The organism is Pseudomonas sp. GD04058 (assembly GCF_029836855.1).
Classification (GTDB): domain Bacteria; phylum Pseudomonadota; class Gammaproteobacteria; order Pseudomonadales; family Pseudomonadaceae; genus Aquipseudomonas; species Aquipseudomonas bharatica.
In genome coordinates, this window is the sequence record NZ_JAOECN010000044.1 from 22,991 (window position 1) to 39,844 (window position 16,854).

Consider the following 16,854-nt stretch of genomic DNA (forward strand, 5'->3'; position numbering starts at 1 on the left):
CACAGGTTCAGCGGTGCACGCGGTCCCTGTGGGAGCTGGCTTGCCAGCGATGAGGCCAGTAAGAACACCCAAAAGCTCAGTGCTCCAGCACCTCTGAACTGCCAACCCCCCGTGGATCGCTGGCCGACTCCAGCCGCCCGTCCTGCTTATCCCAGAACAGCACCTGCTGGTTCCCGTAGCTGCGCCCCACATCCTTCAGGTTGTATCCCCGGCCCTGCAGGTCCTTCATTTCGGCTGCCGTGAACGCTCCCGGCTCGTGCTCCACCACATCCGGCAGGTACTGGTGGTGATAACGCGGCACCGCCGGCCAGGTGCTCACCGGTCGTCCGTCCAGGTATTCCAGCATCGACAGCAGCACCATGCTCGGAATCCGGCTGCCCCCTGGCGTACCGAAGGCGGCGAATTCCCTGGGGCTTTCGATGAAGCTCGGGCTCATGCTCGACAGCGGCCGCTTGCCCGCCGCCACCGCGTTGGCCTGGCTGCCCGCCAGCCCGTAGCTGTTGCTGCCTTGGGGATCGGCGGCGAAGTCGTCCATTTCGTTGTTCAGCACCACACCGGTTCCGACCGGCGTAAAGGCTGCGCCAAATGGCAGGTTGACCGACAGGGTCGCGGCCACCGCATTGCCCTCGGCATCGATCACTGCAAAGTGCGTGGTGTGGTCACCCTCGCGCCAGGGCGGCGCGGGCGGCAGGCTGGCGCTGGGCGTGGCGTCGTGGACATCGATACTGTCGGCCAAGGCCGTCAGGTGATGGCGCGAAAGCAGGCGCGGGATCGGGTTATCCACATGGTCCGGATCGCCGAGCAGGCCGCGATCACGGTAGGCCCGGCGCAGCACTTCCAGCACATAGTGGGCGCGCTGGATGCGGTCCGCGCTTTGCCACGGCAGGCGTTGCAGCATCGCCAGGCTCTGGGCGATGGCGACACCGCCGGCAGAGGGCGGCGGGGCGCTGATCAGCTCGCGTTGGTCGGCCAGGCGGTAGCGCAGCGGTTCGCGTTCGACGACACGGTAATCGGCCAGGTCGTCCTGGCTCCAGATGCCGCCCGATGCGTTCACTTCCTGTACCAGCTTCGCCGCCACTGGTCCGCGATAGAACCCGTCGCGGCCATGCTCGGCCAGTCGTTGCAGGGTGGCCGCCAGCTCCGGCTGACGAATCAGCGTTCCTTGCGCAGGCACGCGGCCCTGGTCGAGAAACAGCCGCGCGGTTTCCGCGTCGTCGCGCATGGCGCCCTGGCGCATTTCGGCGCGGTCGCGGTAGATGCGATCAACGGCAAACCCCTGGTTGGCCAGGCGAATCGCCGGGGCCAGGGCATTTTTCAACGGCAGCTTGCCGTAGCGCGCCGCCAACTCGTACAGTGCCGCCGGCAGGCCGGGAATGGCCGCGGCCAGCGGACCGTTGATCGATAGCCCGGGTTGTTCCTTGCCGTCCTTCAGGTACATGTCCGCCGTGGCCCTGCCGGGCGCGCGTTCACGGGCGTCGATAAAGCGATAGGCGGTTGGATTGCCGGGCTGGCGCAGCAGGAAGAAACCACCGCCGCCAAGGCCCGAACCGTAGGGCTCGACCACGGCCAGCGCAGCGCTGATGGCAATCGCCGCGTCGAAGGCATTGCCGCCTTGCTCGAGGATTTCCCGCGCCGCAGCGGTCGCGGCAGGATGGGGCGTGGCCAGCGCCGCGCGACCTGGCCCGTCGGCCAGGGCCGCGACGCTGCATAGCGCCAGGCCGGCGCCAAGAACCAGGTTACGCAGCGCGGCGGCGCCGGTCATCAGGCCTTGCCGGTGATACGGCGGTACTTGGCCATCAGCTCTTCTTCGGTTTCCGGATGGGCTTCATCGAGGGGGATGCAGTCTACCGGGCAGACCTGCTGGCACTGGGGTTCGTCATAGTGGCCGACGCACTGGGTGCACAGGTTCGGGTCGATCACGTAGATCTCTTCGCCCTGGGAGATGGCGGCGTTCGGGCACTCGGGTTCGCAGACGTCGCAGTTGATGCAATCGTCGGTGATGATCAGGGACATGGGGACTCCGGCCAGGTTGTCAGGCCCTGGCAATTGAAAACCAATGGGCGCGATTGTGCCGTATTAGCGCCGATCTTGCACGCGGGCAGCGGTTTTCCTGGCCGGATGAGATTACTTCTTGAAACGCTCGGTCAGCGCGTCGGCCACCGCCGGGTGGACGAACTTGCTGATATCGCCGCCCAGTGCCGCGATCTCGCGGACCAGGGTCGAGGAGATGAACGAATAACGTTCCGACGGGGTGAGGAACAGGCTCTCGACGTCGGGCGCCAATTGCCGGTTCATGTTCGCCAGCTGGAATTCGTACTCGAAGTCGGACACCGCGCGCAGGCCGCGCAGGAACACGTTGGCCTGCTGCTCCTTGGCGAAGTGCGCCAGCAAGGTAGAGAAGCCGAGGACTTCGACGTTGGGCAGGTGCCTGGTCACTTCACGCGCCAGTTCGACCCGTTGTTCCAGGGGGAACAGCGGATTCTTCTTGGGGCTGGCGGCGACCGCGATGATCACATGATCGAACAGACGCGAGGCGCGTTCGACCAGATCGCTATGGCCCTTGGTAATAGGGTCGAAAGTACCCGGGTACAACACTCGGTTCATCGCGTCGTCCTGGCAGGAGTGCGTTAGGGACTCGGATGGTAGCGCAGCCGATACGCCCGGGCCAAGTCGCCATCATCGGCCAAAGGCACTATGGACAAGGTCGCCGGATGGGGTTGCGAGGCGTTCGCCGAGCAACTGGCTGAGGCGCGCGGCGATGGCGTACACCGACAATTGCGGGTTGGCACCGATGCTGGTGGGGAACAGCGAGCCGTCGTGGATCGACAGGTTTTCCAGTTGGTGATGGCGGCCCAGGCTGTCGCAGACGCTCTGGGCCGGGTCCTTGCCCATCGCACAACCGCCCATCACGTGGGCGCTGCCGAGGCGGGTGAGGAACAGTTGCAGATCGAGGCCATCGATCATTGCCCTGGCTTCGGCCAGGTTGTGCGCGGGTCGGTTGGCGGCGTGCAGCGGCTGCACGCTTTCGGCGCCGGCTGCGAACTGGATTTCGGCCATGCTGTGGAAGGCCCGGCGCACCCCGTCCCAGGCGTACGGCGAAACCGAATAGTCCAGCACCGGCGAGCCATCGCTGCGCAGCTCCACGCTGCCGCCGATGCTCTGCGGGTGAAAACCGTCGCGCAGCAGGGCCAGCATCACATGGGTATTGGGCAGGTCGGCCATGCGCAGGGCATTGTCCTCGCCGAACCCGCCGAGCAGGGTCGCGGCCAGGGCCGGGTGCAGGGGCGGGACTTCCAGCTTGTAGCCCATCGGCCCGTCGATGCCGTTGCGCCACTGGAAATGGTCGCTGTAGATCGACTGCGGTGCGCCGTAGAACGGGTTTACCGGCTCGGCAAAGCGCGCGGCGCTGAAATTGACCAGGTGCAGGAAGGTGCGCTTGCCGAGGAGCCGGTGCGGGTCCGGCGCTTTGGAACGCAGGAGCAGCGCCGGGCTGTTGATGCCTCCGCCGGCCAGCACGTAGTGGCGGGCGCGCACGCGGATGCGCCGGTCGGTCGGCGCCACGCATTGCGGGTCCATGGCCACGCAGTGCAACGCCTCGATCCTCTCGCCGTCGTGCTCCAGGTATTCGGCGCGGGCCAGGTAGAGCAGTTCTGCACCCTCTTCGAGTGCCGCTGGAATGCTGGTGACCAGCATCGACTGCTTGGCATTCACCGGACAGCCCATGCCGCAATAACCCAGGTTCCAGCAGCCGCGGACATTGCGCGGGATCACCTTCCAGTCCAGGCCCAGCGCCGCACACCCCCGGCGCAGCACGTCGTTGTTGGCATTGGGCGGCATCTGCCAGGGCGCGATGCCGAGGCGCCGCTCCATGCGCTCGAACCAGGGGGCGAGGTCGTCCACGCCATGGCCCTCGACTCCATGTGTGCTGGCCCAGTGGCGCAAGGTCGGCTCCGGTGTGCGGAAGCTGGAGGTCCAGTTGATCAGGGTGGTGCCGCCTACCGCGCGGCCTTGAAGGATGGTGATCGCGCCGTCCTTGCTGAGGCGGCCGATGCCTTCCTGGTAAAGGCTGGCGTAGGCCTCGTTCTCCAGCATGTGGAAGTCGCTGCTGGTTTTCAGCGGACCTTCTTCGATCAGCAGCACCCGGTAGCCGGCAGCGCTCAGTAGCTCTGCGCTGGTGGCGCCGCCGGCACCGCTGCCGATGATGGCGATATCGGTTTCCAGGTCCAGGTGGTGATCCAGGGCCGAGGCGTCACGGGCTTTCCAGCCGCGGGCGAGGCCTTCGCGGAACGGGTCGGATACGGGCATGGTCAGGCTCTTGTTCAGATCTTCGGTGGGCCGGGGTAACCGCACGCGCCCCAGGATCCGGGCAGGCTGTACCAGGCCATCAGCAGCAGTTGCAGCAGCGAGCAATAGCCCTGGCGCAACAGGTTCAGCGAGCTGTCGCGCCAGCGCCGGAGAAAGGCTTCGATAGCCTGCGGCGATGCCTGCTGCCACGGGCCCCAGATACCGGTAAGCGGGCCTCGGGTGAAAGGCAGGGCAAGCACATCGAACAGTTGCCGGGTCAGCTTGAGCATTTCCGGCGACAGGCTGGCCAGGGCCTCGTCGAGGCGGGCGAGGACCTGCTCGAGCGGCGCTGCGGTACCTTGCAGCACCACCGGCGTGACTGCCCGCAGCATCGGCAGATCGTCGTCGCGCAGGATGCGAAAGCCGGGCGCCGCCGTTGCGGGGCTGCAACCGACCAGGCTGGCGCCGCCGAGGAACAGCGTGGCGCCAAGGCTGAACTTGAGCAGGCCGCGACGGTTCAGCGCGGCGGCCTGGTGCAGGCGTGTTGTCATTGTTGTGGGCCTGTTATGCAGCGATCAGCGGATGAAGAAACGGTACACCAGTTGTTGCAGGCGCTTGCCATACGGCGGATAGATCAGCCGCGCCAGGTTCAGGCGCTGCTTGGCCAGCACGCCCTTGGCCTGGCTGAAGGTCTGGAAACCCTCGAAACCGTGGTAGTGCCCCATGCCTGACGGGCCGACGCCGCCGAACGGCAGGTCGTCCTGGGCCACATGCAGCAAGGTGTCGTTGAGGCAGGCACCGCCGGAATGGGTGTTATCCAGTACCAGGCGCTGCTCCCCCCGCTCGTAGCCGAAGTAGTACAGGGCCAGAGGGCGCGGGCGCTGGTTGACGTAGGCAATGGCATCGTCGATCTGGTCGTAGGGCACCACCGGCAGCAACGGGCCGAAGATCTCGTCCTGCATCACCTGCATGGCATCGCTGACATTTTCCAGGACCAGCGGCGGCAGGCGACGGTCCGCTGGGGTTTCGTCCGGGTACAGGCTGGTGATCCGCGCGCCCTGGCGGCGGGCGTCGTCGAGGTAGCCGTTGAGCCGGGCCAGATGGCGCGGGCTGATGATCGCCGTGTAGTCGGGGTTGCCGGTGATGTGCGGATAAAAGCGCCGAACGGCGTCGCGGTAGGCGTCGATGAAGCCCGGGATGCGCTCGCGCGGCACCAGCACGTAGTCGGGGGCGACGCAGGTCTGCCCGGCGTTGAGGGTCTTGCCGAAGGCGATGCGTTCGGCGGCGTCGGCCAGGGGCACTGTGTTCGAGACAATGGCCGGGGACTTGCCGCCCAGCTCAAGGGTCACGGGGGTCAGGTTGGCAGCGGCGGCGCTCATCACCTTGCGGCCAATGCTGGTTGCGCCGGTGAACAGCAGGTGGTCGAAGGGCAGGCGCGAGAAGGCCTCGCCCACTTCGGCCTCGCCGAGGACAACGCAGACCATGTCGGCGGGAAACACCGATTCGAGCACGGACTTGAGCACCAGGCCGGTCGCCGGAGTGGCTTCGCTGAGCTTGAGCATCACCCGGTTGCCGGCGGCGAGGGCGCCGGTCAACGGGCCGATGGCGAGGAACAGCGGGTAGTTCCACGGCACGATGACGCCAACCACGCCCAGCGGCTGGTAGTGGATGCGAGCGCTGGCAGGCTGGAAGGCCAGGCCGACGGCGCGACGGACAGGTTTCATCCAGCGCGACAGGTGTTTTTCCGCGTGGGCCAGGCCGAGGACGCTGGGCATGAGTTCGGCGAGCCGGGTCTCGTCGGCGCTGCGGCCGTCGAAGTCCTGGTCGATGGCGGCGACCAGCTCGTCCTGGCGTGCGATCAGGGCCTGGCGCAGTGCCTTGAGCCACTGCCGGCGCTGGGCCAGGGGCGGCATGGGCAGGCGGGCGAAGGCGGCGCGTTGCTCGGCGAACAGGGTGTCGAGCCAGTCCAGTTGGGGCATCGGGGCCTCCGTGATTTGTTGTTTGGGCTAGAGCATATACTCTAATCCTGATTTTGTATGGGCTTTGAGGGCCTCATCGCTGGCAAGCCAGCTCCCACAGGGGCCGCGGTGAATCCCCCACAGATCCCATGGATGCAACCCACCGACCGACGCCGTAAGATCAACCCATCATTCAAGCTGATGAATCCGGAACCCGTGTCATGGCCCCGCGCATCAAGACCCGCGAGCGCATCGTGCAAAACAGCCTGGAGCTGTTCAACCAGCAGGGCGAACGCAGTGTCAGCACCAACCACATCGCTGCGCACATGGAGATTTCGCCGGGCAACCTGTACTACCACTTCGCCAATAAGCAGGAAATCATTGCCGAGTTGTTCAGTCAGTATGAGGAACAGGTCGAGAGCTTCCTGCATCCGCCCAAGGGCCGCCTGGCCACGGTCGAAGACAAGCGTTTCTATTTGCAGGCGATCCTCGCGGCGATGTGGGACTACCGCTTCCTGCATCGCGACCTGGAACACCTGCTCGACAGCGACAAGGCACTGGCCGACCGTTACCGGCGATTTTCCCAGCGCTGCCTGCTGCAGGGCCAGGCCATCTACGAGGGTTTCGTCGGCGCCGGGATCCTTGAGATGACCCCGGTGCAGATCGAGGCGCTGACGCTCAATACCTGGATCATCCTGACGTCCTGGGTGCGCTTTCTCTGCACCACCCGGGAAAATTCCGCCCACCTGAGTGAAGAAGCCATCAAGCGTGGTGTCTATCAGGTACTGGTGCTGGAGCTCGGCTATGTCACCGCCACGGCCAAGCCGGCGGTGGACGCGCTGTGCGAAGAATTCCACGTTCCGCTGCAGCATGCGCTGGAGCAGTAGCGTGCCCTTTCAATCGATATGGAGACTGTCATGCCCCTCGCGCAACTGATTGCACCCCGGCAACTGGCGGAACGCCTTGGCGAGCCGAAGCTGGTGATTCTCGATTGTCGTTTCGCCCTGGAGGACGTTGACTACGGTCAGCGCAGCTACGCCGAGGGGCATATCGCCGGCGCGCATTTCGCCGACTTGGAGCGCGATCTCAGCGGGCCGGTGGTCAAGGGTGTGACCGGGCGTCATCCGCTGCCGCAGCCCGGGCGGCTGATCGAGCGCTTCCAGCAGTGGGGCATCAGCAATGACAGCGAAGTGGTGCTGTACGACGACGGCCCCGGTGCCTTCGCCGCCCGCGCCTGGTGGTTGCTGGCCTGGCTTGGCAAACGCAACGGGGTATTCATCCTCGATGGCGGGCTGAAGGCCTGGCACGCGGCGGGCCTGCCGTTGAGCCTGGATCCGGCGGAGCGCCACGAAGGCACCTTCAGCGGCAAGCCCGATCCGAAGCTGCTGGTGAGTGCCCAGCAATTGCGCGAGCGCCTGGGCGATCCGGCCCTGACCCTGCTCGATGCCCGCGCCCTGCCGCGCTTCCGTGGCGAAGTGGAACCGATCGACCCGGTGGCGGGGCATATTCCGGGTGCGCAATGCGCGGCTTTCACCGACAACCTTGGCAGCGACGGGCGCTTCCTCCCGCCCGACCAGCTCAAGGCGCGTTTCGCCGCATTGCTGGGTCCGCGCAAGCCCGAAGAACTGGTGGCCTATTGCGGTTCCGGCGTTACCGCCTGCCATAACCTGTTTGCCCTGAGCCTCGCTGGCTACCCGCTGGCACCGCTGTACGCCGGCTCCTGGAGCGAATGGATCACCGACCCGCAGCGCCAGGTCGCTACCGGCGACTGATCAGCCCAGTTGCGCCAGCCACTCGGGAATCCGCCGTTCCAGGTAGTACCCCGGCTGGCGCAGGCTGCCATCGACGAATCCGACATGACCACCGTGGCTATGCAGCTCCAGGGTGGTGGTGCGTGCCAGTTCACTGGCCTCGGGCAGGCTGTGGCGGAACACGAAGGGGTCGTCGCTGGACTGGATGATCAGCGTCGGCGTGCGGTTTTCGCCCAGGTAATAGCGGCTGGACGAGCGCTTGTAGTAGTCGTGGGCATCGCTGAAACCGTTGAGCGGCGCGGTGATGCGCCCGTCGAAGTCCCAGAAGGTGCGCATGTTGGTCAGCGGACCGAGGCGGGACAAGGCTTCGAGGCCTTCGTGATGGCCGCGATGGAGGAAGTCGCGCTCCTTGGTCTTCACGTAGCTGATCATTTCGCGGATGAAGTGCCGCTGGTAGACCCGGGAAAAACCCAGGCCGATGCGGTCGGCGCACTGGTCGAGGCGAAACGGCACCGACACTGCCACGGCGCCTTGCAACTGGCTGGCCGAGCCGGCTTCGCCTAGGTGCTTGAGCAGCACATTGCCGCCCAGCGAATAACCCACCGCGTACAACGGCGCCGAGGGCCGTTGCGCGCGCAAATGGGCGATCACCTCGGCCAGGTCCTCGCTGGCACCGGAGTGATAACTGCGGGCGAGCAGGTTCGGTTCGCCCGAGCAGCCGCGCCAGTTCACCGCCACGCTGGCCCAGCCTTGCGCCTGCAAGGCGTGCTGCAAGCCAAGCACGTAATGGGAGGACGACGACCCGGTCAATCCGTGCAACACCAGCACCAGCGGCGCATCGGCGCGATGCGGGCCGCCCCAGTCCAGATCGAGGAAGTCGCCATCGGCCAGCCACAGGCGCTCGCGCTGGTGATCCAGTGGCAACGATTTGCGCCACAGGGGCCCCCAGAGGGTTTGCAGGTGAGGATTGCGCAGGCCCGTTGCGGGCGTGAAGGAAGACGTGGACATAGGACATCACTCGGAAAAACGCGGCAGCTCTGTCAACCAGTGTATGTGCTGGTTGCAGCAGCTGCCGCGCCGTATGACGGACAGATGACGATCAGCCGCGTTCCCACAGTGCGTAATGCACCTGGCCGGCTTTCTTTTCCCGGTGCAGGCGCCAGCTCCCTGGCAGGGCCAGGGACGATGGTGCGGCCTCGCTTTCGGTGTAGATCCACGCGTGATCAGCCAGCCAGCCGCCGTTTTCCAGCAACTCGCAGGTTTTCGGCAGCAAATCCTGATGGAAGGGCGGGTCGAGGAAGACCACGTCGAACCGCTGCTTCGCCTCGCCCTGCAGATAGCGCAGGACATCGCTCTGCACCACCTGCCCGCGCGGGCAGCGGAGGATTTCCAGGTTGTTCTTCAGGCTGGCGATGGCTGCCGGGTTGCTGTCCACGGCCACGGCGTCGCCGGCACCGCGGGACAGCGCTTCCAGGTACAGGGCGCCGGCACCGGTAAAGGCATCCAGCACCTTGGCCCCTTCGATATGCGGCGCAAGCCAGTTGAACAGGGTTTCCCGCACCCGGTCCGGCGTCGGGCGCAGGCCGGGGGCGTCGGGGAAGCTCAGGCGACGGCTGCGCCATTCGCCGGCGATGATGCGCAACTGGCCTTGGCCCGCGTGCGGCTTGGATGGACTGGCCATTAATGCTCCGGTACGCCGAGCGGCTGCTCGGCGGGTTTGGCGAGGGGGGGTGGCAGCGGTTGCTGCGGCACCTTCGGCCCTGCTGTAACGACAACCAGCTTGTCCGCGGACAGGTGGCGATTCAGCGCATCCCGGACCTGCTCGACGGTCAGTTCCTGGGATTGGCGCATGTAGTCTTCAAGGTAGGTCAGCGGCAGGTTGTAGAAGCCGATGGCGCCCAATTGCCCGACGATGCTTGCGTTGCTGGCGTTGGACAGCGGGAAGCTGCCGGCCAGCTCGCGCTTGGCGTCGTCCAGCTCCTGCTGGGTCGGCCCGGTCTTGAGGTAATCGCGCAGCAGGTCCTGGACCAGCTTCAGGGTGCCTTCGCTCAGCTCGGCACGGGTCTGCAGGTTGATCATGAACGGCCCGCGCGCCTGCATCGGCACGAAGGTGGAGTAGACGCCATAGGTCAGGCCGCGTTTCTCGCGGACTTCGCTCATCAGCCGGGTGCCGAACGAACCGCCACCAAGGATCTGGTTGCCCAGGGACAGCGCGGCGTAGTCTGGATCGTTGCGGTCGATGCCCAGTTGCGCCAGCAGCAGGTGGGTCTGCTTGGACGGGAAGTCGATATGGCTCGGGCCGGCCTTGGGTTCCACCGGCTGCTCGACCTTGGCCAGCGCCGGGCCTTTCGGCAGGGCGGCGGAAACCTGGGCGGCGATGGCTTCGGCGTCCTTGCGGCTGAGGTCGCCGACCAGGGCGATCACCGTGTTGCCGGCGGCATAGGCCTTGGCATGGAAGGCGCGCAACTGGTCCACGGTGATCGGCGGGATGCTCTCGGCGGTGCCGTCGGCCGGATGCCCGTAGGGATGCTTGCCGTACAGCCGCTCGAACAGTTGCAGGCTGGCCAGCTTGCCGGGGTTCTGCTTCTGGTACTCGAAGCCGGCGAGGATCTGGTTCTTGATCCGCGCCATGGCATCGGCGGGGAAGGTCGGTTTGCCGACCACTTCGGCGAACAGCTTGAGCGCCGGCTCGCGCTTGTCGGCAACGCTCAGGCTGCGCAGCGAGGCTACCGCCATGTCGCGGTAGGCGCCGTTGCCGAAGTCCGCGCCCAGGCCTTCGAAGCCTTCGGCGATGGCATTGACGTCCTTGCCGGCCACGCCTTCGTTGAGCATGGCGTTGGTCAGCGAGGCGATGCCTGGCAGGTTGCCGTCATGGCTGCTGCCGGCGGCGAAGGTCAGGCGCAGGTCGAACATCGGCAGCTCGTGGGCCTCGACGAAGAGCACGCGGGCGCCTTCGGCGGTGTTCCAGGTCTGGATGTCCAGGGTGCGATGCGTGGGTGGCGCCTTGCCCTCCAGTTCCGCGACGGATTGCAGGGTGTTGGCGGGCTTGGTATCAGCGGCCTGCACCGGAGCCATGAGGGCAAAGGCCAGGGCGGTGGCGGCGAACAAGCGGATGGTCGGCTGGATCATTTCGCCGGCTCCTCGGGCAGTACATGGGCAACGCTCAGGCGTTCGCGGGTGAAGTAGGTGCGGGCGGCGGCCTGGATATCCGCCGGGGTCACGCTCTTCAGCTCGTCCAGTTCGTTGTCGATCAGCTTCCACGACAGGCCGACGGTCTCCAGCTGGCCGATGGTGGTGGCCTGGCTGCTGATGGAGTCGCGATCGTAGACCAGGCCGGCGATGACCTGGGCGCGCACGCGTTCCAGTTCCTCGGCGCTGGGCGGGGTGGTCTTGAGCTCGTCCAGCAGTTTCCAGATACCGGCCTCGACCTCGGCCAGGGTCTTTTTCTTCTGGGTGTTCGGCGTCGCCGAAAGGACGAACAGGCTGTCGCCGCGGGCGAACGGGTCGTAGCGGCTGGAGGCGCCGGCCACCAGTTCTTCGCCGCGCTCCAGGCGGCTGGCCATGCGCGCGCTGTAGCCGCCGTCGAGCAGGGCGGAGATCAGGCGCAGGGCGTGGACTTCACGCGGGTTCTTCGCAGTGGCCAGGCCCGGTACGTTGAAGCCGAAGATCAGGCTCGGCAGCTGGGTGCGGACATGCACGGTGAGCTGGCGCAAGCCGGGCTCGGCCAGTTCCAGCGGCAGTTTGCTCGGCGGCAGGCTGCGTTTCGGGATCTTCGCGAACCAGCGCTCGGCCAGCTTGCGCACTTCATCCACGGTGACGTCGCCGACCACCACCAGGGTGGCGTTGTTCGGCGCGTACCAGGACTCGTACCAATGGCGCAGCTCCTCGACCTTCATGCGCTGCAGGTCGGCCATCCAGCCGATGGTCGGGGTGTGGTAGCCGCTGGCCGGATAGGCCATGGCCTTGAACAGTTCGTAGGCCTTGGCCCCCGGATTGTCGTCGGTGCGCAGGCGACGCTCTTCCTTGATTACCTCGATTTCGCGGCTGAACTCGTCGGCCGGCAGGCGCAGGCTGGCCATGCGGTCAGCCTCCAGTTCCAGGGCGACGTTCAGGCGATCGCGGGCCAGCACCTGGTAATAGGCGGTGTAATCGTCGCTGGTGAAAGCATTTTCCTCGGCGCCGAGGTCGCGCAGGATGCGCGAGGCTTCGCCCGGGCCGAGCTTCTCGCTGCCCTTGAACATCATGTGTTCCAGGGCGTGGGACAGGCCGGTCTGGCCCGGGGTCTCGTAGCTGGAACCCACCTTGTACCAGACCTGCGACACCACCACCGGCGCGCGGTGGTCTTCGCGCACGACCACCTTGAGGCCGTTGTCGAGGATGAATTCATGGGTGGGTTGCGGGTCGGCGGCGAAGGCCGCGAGGGGCATGCAGATCGTGCCGAGCAGCAGGCCGGCGGCACGGCGGGCTAGAGCATTCATCGATGATTCAACCTGTTGGGCTGCCCGCTTGGCCTTAGCGTCCGCGGGCTAGGAGGTGCTAGGATACTGATCCGGTTGCCTGGCGACCATGCCTGTCGAGGATGTCGCCGCAAAGGCTCCCCCGACAAAATAGACGACGCGCACGAACGAGCCGGCTTCAAAGGAGTCTGTTCTGCGTTACAAAAGAATTCTGAGGCGCCGCACTGGCGCATCGCCACCCTGAGATAGCCGTCTTCCATGTTTGGTTCCAACGACGACAAGAAAACGCCGGGCGCCCCCGGTGAAAAGAAAGGCCTGTTCGGCTGGCTGCGCAAGAAGCCCCAGCAACCTGTTGTCGAACAGCCTGAAACCCAGGCCCCTGACGCTCCCGAGCCTGCTCCGGCAGCGATCGCGGAGGTGCCGGTCGCGGCTGCGCCGGTGGTCGCTCCCGAGCCTGTCGCGCCGGCGATTGTCGAGCTGCCTGTTGCACCGCCTCCCGTGCCGGAGTCCAGCCTGGTCCTGCCGGTGCCGGAAGAGCCGGTAGCGCTGGTGCCTGACCTGGAGCCGACACTCCCGCCGCCGATTCCCGAACTGCCCGCTGCCGCTGCCCAGCCTGCGCCGCAACCTGCTCCCGCAGTGGTTCCGCCGCCTGCTCCCGTGGTTGCTCCAGCGCCCGCACCGCTCGCTCCAGTGGTCGTGGCCGAGCCTGAACCGGTCGTCGCTGCGCCTGTGGTGGCGCCTGCTGCTGCAGAAGAAACCCGTACCGGCTTCTTCGCCCGCCTCAAGCAAGGCCTGTCGAAGACCAGCGCCAGCATCGGCGAGGGCATGGCCAGCCTGTTCCTCGGCAAGAAGGCCATCGACGACGACCTGCTCGACGAAATCGAAACCCGCCTGCTGACCGCCGACGTCGGTGTCGAAGCCACTTCGCTGATCGTGCAGAACCTGACCCAGAAGGTCGCGCGCAAGCAACTGGCCGACGCCGATGCCCTGTACAAGTCGCTGCAGGCCGAGTTGGCGGCACTGCTCAAGCCGGTCGAACAGCCGCTGCGCATCGAATCGCAAAACAAGCCGTTCGTGATCCTGGTGGTCGGCGTCAACGGTGCAGGCAAGACCACGACCATCGGCAAGCTGGCGAAGAAGCTCCAGCTCGAAGGCAAGAAGGTCATGCTGGCCGCCGGCGACACCTTCCGCGCCGCAGCGGTCGAGCAGTTGCAGGTGTGGGGCGAGCGCAACCATATCCCTGTCATCGCCCAGCACACCGGTGCCGACTCGGCCTCGGTGATCTTCGATGCCGTGCAGGCCGCCAAGGCCCGTGGCATCGACGTGCTGATCGCCGACACCGCCGGGCGCCTGCATACCAAGGACAACCTGATGGAAGAGCTGAAGAAGGTCCGTCGGGTCATCGGCAAGCTGGATGCCGATGCGCCGCACGAGGTCCTGCTGGTGCTCGACGCCGGTACCGGCCAGAACGCCATCAACCAGGCCAAGCACTTCAACCAGAGCGTCGAACTGACGGGTCTGGCCCTGACCAAGCTGGACGGCACCGCCAAGGGCGGGGTGATCTTCGCCCTGGCCAAGCAGTTCGGCCTGCCCATTCGCTATATTGGCGTAGGGGAAGGGATCGACGATCTGCGTCCGTTCGAGGCGGAACCCTTCGTTAAAGCACTGTTTGCCGAGCAGGAGCATCCATGATTCGATTCGAACAGGTCGCCAAACGCTATCCGAATGGTCACGTTGGCCTGCATGAGTTGAGTTTTCGGGTGCGGCGGGGCGAGTTTCTGTTCGTGACCGGTCACTCCGGCGCCGGCAAGAGCACCCTGTTGCGCCTGTTGCTGGCGATGGAGCGTCCGACCAGTGGCAAGCTGCTGTTGGCCGGACAGGACCTGGGGCAGATCAGCACTGCGCAGATCCCGTTCCTGCGCCGCCAGATCGGTGTGGTCTTCCAGAACCACCAATTGCTGTTCGATCGCACCGTGTTCAACAACGTCGCCTTGCCGTTGCAGATCCTCGGCCTGTCCAAGGTCGAGATCGCCAAGCGGGTCGACTCGGCGCTCGAGCGCGTGGCGCTTTCGGACAAGGCCGAGCTGTTCCCCGGTGATCTTTCCACCGGCCAGCAGCAGCGCGTCGGCATCGCCCGCGCCATCGTGCATCGTCCGGCCCTGCTGCTGGCGGACGAACCTACCGGTAACCTCGACCCGCGCCTGGCCGCGGAGATCATGGGTGTTTTCGAAGATATCAACCGCCTGGGCACCAGCGTGCTGATCGCCAGCCACGACCTGGCCCTGATCGCGCGCATGCGTCACCGCATGCTGACGCTGCAGCGCGGCCGCCTGATCGGCGATGGGGAGGCCGGGCAATGAGTGCGACACGCAGTCCGAAAGTATCCGAACGGGTGGCGCCGAAGCCGGCCGATCCGCAACCGAAGAAAAAGAAGGGCGCCGAAGACGACGACGGCCCGGATTTCCGCACCCTGCTGCACGCCTGGCTGGAAAGCCATCGCTCCAGCCTGCTGGACAGTCTGCGCCGCCTCGGCAAGCAGCCGATCGGCAGTTTCTTCACCTGCCTGGTCATGGCGGTGGCGTTGAGCCTGCCCATGGGCCTGTCGTTGATCCTCAGCAATATCGAACGGCTCGGCGGATCCTGGCAACGCGCGGCACAGATTTCCCTGTACCTCAAGCTGGATACCAGCGTGCGCGATGGCGAAGCGCTGCGCGAGCAGATCAGGACATTGCCCGGGGTGGCGGATGCCGAATACGTCAGCCGCGAACAGGCGCTGAACGAGTTCCAGCAGCAGTCCGGCCTCGGTGAAGCCTTGCGCGAACTGCCGGAAAACCCGCTGCCGGGGGTGGTGGTGGTGACGCCGAACGAGGTCGACAAGCCGGCGCTGGACGCACTGCGTCAACGTCTGGCCGAACTGCCGCATGTGGAGCTGGCCCAGCTCGACCTGGTTTGGGTCGAGCGTCTGGCGGCGATTCTCAAGCTGGGCGACCGTTTCGTCTTCGGCCTGACCGTATTGCTGGTATCGGCGCTGTTGCTGGTGATCGGCAATACCATTCGCCTGCATATCGAGAACCGCCGCACGGAAATCGAAGTCATCAAGCTGGTCGGCGGCACCGACAGCTACGTTCGCCGCCCCTTTCTTTATATGGGGGCGCTGTATGGCCTGGGGGCGGGGATCCTGTCCTGGGGAGTGCTGGCATTCGGGTTGAACTGGCTGAATGACGCGGTGGTCGACCTTTCAGGACTGTATGGCAGCGACTTCGCCCTGGCCGGTGTGCCCTCGGCCGATGGTCTGTCGCTCTTGCTTGGGGCGGTGCTGTTAGGGTATATCGGTGCATGGATCGCGGTGGCTCGCCACCTGAGTGAGCTGGCCCCGCGATAGTGTCTTTTTGCCGGCATTGACTATACAAGTGAGGGAACTTGTCTCGCCGTTCCCGGTCAATGATGGCAGTGCCTACGGGCACGAGTTCAGTGAGTCGGAGGTTTTTTCGTATGACCACTTCTTTGCAACCTGCTTATGCGCTGGTCCCGGGTGCAAACCTCGAGGCCTACGTGCACACGGTGAACAGCATTCCATTGCTGACCGCCGAGCAGGAGCGTGAACTGGCCGAGAGTCTCTACTATGAGCAAAATCTTGAGTCCGCTCGGCAAATGGTGCTCGCGCACCTGCGCTTCGTAGTACATATCGCCCGCAGCTACGCCGGCTACGGGCTGGCCCAGGCCGACCTGATCCAGGAAGGCAACGTCGGCCTGATGAAGGCGGTCAAGCGCTTCAACCCGGAAATGGGCGTGCGTCTGGTGTCCTTCGCGGTGCACTGGATCAAGGCCGAGATCCACGAATTCATCCTGCGCAACTGGCGCATCGTCAAGGTTGCGACCACCAAGGCCCAGCGCAAGTTGTTCTTCAACCTGCGCAGCCAGAAGAAGCGTCTGGCCTGGCTGAACAACGACGAAGTGCATCGCGTCGCTGAAAGCCTGGGTGTGGAGCCGCGTGAAGTCCGCGAAATGGAAAGTCGCCTGACTGGCCAGGACATGGCCTTCGACCCGGCGTCCGAAGCCGACGACGACAGCGCCTTCCAGTCGCCGGCCAACTATCTGGAAGACCATCGCTACGACCCGGCTCGCCAACTGGAAGATGCCGACTGGAGCGACAGCTCGTCGAACAACCTGCATGAAGCCCTGCAAGGCCTGGACGAGCGCAGCCGCGATATTCTCTACCAGCGCTGGCTGGCAGAAGAAAAGGCCACCCTGCATGACCTGGCGGCTAAGTACAGCGTCTCGGCGGAACGTATCCGCCAGTTGGAGAAGAATGCGATGAACAAGGTGAAGGCCCTGATCGCTGCTTGATGCTCCGGTAGCCTGAAAAAGAAAACCCGACTCGCAAGGTCGGGTTTTTTGTTGCCT

At 65.5% G+C, this 16,854-nt stretch carries 15 protein-coding genes and 1 pseudogene; 6 read left to right on the top strand and 10 right to left on the bottom strand.

Annotated features, from left to right (window positions below; all coding sequences use genetic code 11):
• Nucleotides 1–76: 76 nt before the first annotated feature.
• The 6 genes from ggt to N7650_RS24445 all read right to left on the bottom strand — a co-directional run bounded on the left by ggt (nucleotide 77) and on the right by N7650_RS24445 (nucleotide 6,263).
• Nucleotides 77–1,762 (bottom strand): gamma-glutamyltransferase, encoded by a 1,686-nt coding sequence (ggt, locus tag N7650_RS24420; RefSeq protein ID WP_279900402.1) that lies wholly within the window; start codon nucleotides 1,760–1,762, stop codon nucleotides 77–79.
• Nucleotides 1,762–2,013, bottom strand: a complete 252-nt coding sequence (locus N7650_RS24425; protein ID WP_009396754.1) for a YfhL family 4Fe-4S dicluster ferredoxin — start codon at nucleotides 2,011–2,013, stop codon at nucleotides 1,762–1,764. The genes ggt and N7650_RS24425 overlap by 1 nt, the downstream gene beginning before the upstream one ends.
• A gap of 111 nt (nucleotides 2,014–2,124) precedes the next feature.
• Nucleotides 2,125–2,604 (bottom strand): pantetheine-phosphate adenylyltransferase, encoded by a 480-nt coding sequence (gene coaD, locus N7650_RS24430; protein ID WP_279900403.1) that lies wholly within the window; start codon nucleotides 2,602–2,604, stop codon nucleotides 2,125–2,127.
• 72 nt (nucleotides 2,605–2,676) lie between these two features.
• Complete coding sequence (locus tag N7650_RS24435) at nucleotides 2,677–4,305, bottom strand: GMC family oxidoreductase (RefSeq protein WP_279900404.1); 1,629 nt, start codon at nucleotides 4,303–4,305, stop codon at nucleotides 2,677–2,679.
• A 14-nt stretch (nucleotides 4,306–4,319) separates the two neighbouring features.
• The gene (locus N7650_RS24440) at nucleotides 4,320–4,805 is read right to left on the bottom strand and encodes a twin-arginine translocation pathway signal protein (RefSeq protein WP_279900416.1); all 486 of its coding nucleotides are present in this window, start codon (nucleotides 4,803–4,805) and stop codon (nucleotides 4,320–4,322) included.
• A 54-nt stretch (nucleotides 4,806–4,859) separates the two neighbouring features.
• A complete protein-coding gene (locus N7650_RS24445) occupies nucleotides 4,860–6,263 on the bottom strand; it encodes a coniferyl aldehyde dehydrogenase (RefSeq protein ID WP_279900405.1) in 1,404 nt (467 codons plus the stop codon).
• 200 nt (nucleotides 6,264–6,463) lie between these two features.
• On the opposite strand from N7650_RS24445, the gene N7650_RS24450 reads away from it, so the two are divergent.
• Nucleotides 6,464–7,129, top strand: coding sequence for a TetR/AcrR family transcriptional regulator (locus N7650_RS24450; protein ID WP_279900406.1), 666 nt, complete (start codon nucleotides 6,464–6,466; stop codon nucleotides 7,127–7,129).
• Between the two features lie 30 nt (nucleotides 7,130–7,159).
• The gene (locus tag N7650_RS24455; RefSeq protein ID WP_279900408.1) at nucleotides 7,160–8,014 is read left to right on the top strand and encodes a sulfurtransferase; all 855 of its coding nucleotides are present in this window, start codon (nucleotides 7,160–7,162) and stop codon (nucleotides 8,012–8,014) included.
• Here N7650_RS24455 and N7650_RS24460 read toward each other — a convergent pair whose 3' ends face one another.
• From N7650_RS24460 to N7650_RS24475, 4 genes and pseudogenes are all read right to left on the bottom strand, one after another.
• Nucleotides 8,015–9,001: a hydrolase gene (locus N7650_RS24460; RefSeq protein WP_279900409.1), complete on the bottom strand. Its 987-nt coding sequence runs from the start codon at nucleotides 8,999–9,001 to the stop codon at nucleotides 8,015–8,017.
• A 91-nt stretch (nucleotides 9,002–9,092) separates the two neighbouring features.
• Nucleotides 9,093–9,674 carry a 16S rRNA (guanine(966)-N(2))-methyltransferase RsmD gene (gene rsmD, locus N7650_RS24465; protein WP_009396770.1) on the bottom strand — a complete coding sequence of 194 codons (582 nt, stop codon included), beginning with the start codon at nucleotides 9,672–9,674 and terminating at the stop codon, nucleotides 9,093–9,095.
• Nucleotides 9,674–11,035, bottom strand: a pseudogene (locus tag N7650_RS24470) (pitrilysin family protein); the annotation flags it as partial. The gene rsmD and the pseudogene N7650_RS24470, both read right to left, overlap by 1 nt.
• Nucleotides 11,036–11,118: 83 nt before the next feature.
• Nucleotides 11,119–12,471: a pitrilysin family protein gene (locus N7650_RS24475; protein ID WP_064301164.1), complete on the bottom strand. Its 1,353-nt coding sequence runs from the start codon at nucleotides 12,469–12,471 to the stop codon at nucleotides 11,119–11,121.
• 237 nt (nucleotides 12,472–12,708) lie between these two features.
• Here N7650_RS24475 and ftsY point away from each other — a divergent pair, with 237 nt between their 5' ends.
• The 4 genes from ftsY to rpoH all read left to right on the top strand — a co-directional run bounded on the left by ftsY (nucleotide 12,709) and on the right by rpoH (nucleotide 16,797).
• The gene (gene ftsY, locus N7650_RS24480) at nucleotides 12,709–14,142 is read left to right on the top strand and encodes a signal recognition particle-docking protein FtsY (protein ID WP_279900411.1); all 1,434 of its coding nucleotides are present in this window, start codon (nucleotides 12,709–12,711) and stop codon (nucleotides 14,140–14,142) included.
• Nucleotides 14,139–14,810 (top strand): cell division ATP-binding protein FtsE, encoded by a 672-nt coding sequence (ftsE, locus tag N7650_RS24485; RefSeq protein ID WP_009396779.1) that lies wholly within the window; start codon nucleotides 14,139–14,141, stop codon nucleotides 14,808–14,810. The genes ftsY and ftsE overlap by 4 nt, the downstream gene beginning before the upstream one ends.
• Nucleotides 14,807–15,832: a permease-like cell division protein FtsX gene (ftsX, locus tag N7650_RS24490; RefSeq protein WP_009396781.1), complete on the top strand. Its 1,026-nt coding sequence runs from the start codon at nucleotides 14,807–14,809 to the stop codon at nucleotides 15,830–15,832. The genes ftsE and ftsX overlap by 4 nt, the downstream gene beginning before the upstream one ends.
• A 110-nt stretch (nucleotides 15,833–15,942) precedes the next feature.
• The gene (gene rpoH, locus N7650_RS24495; protein ID WP_009396783.1) at nucleotides 15,943–16,797 is read left to right on the top strand and encodes an RNA polymerase sigma factor RpoH; all 855 of its coding nucleotides are present in this window, start codon (nucleotides 15,943–15,945) and stop codon (nucleotides 16,795–16,797) included.
• The last annotated feature ends 57 nt before the right edge of the window (nucleotides 16,798–16,854 follow it).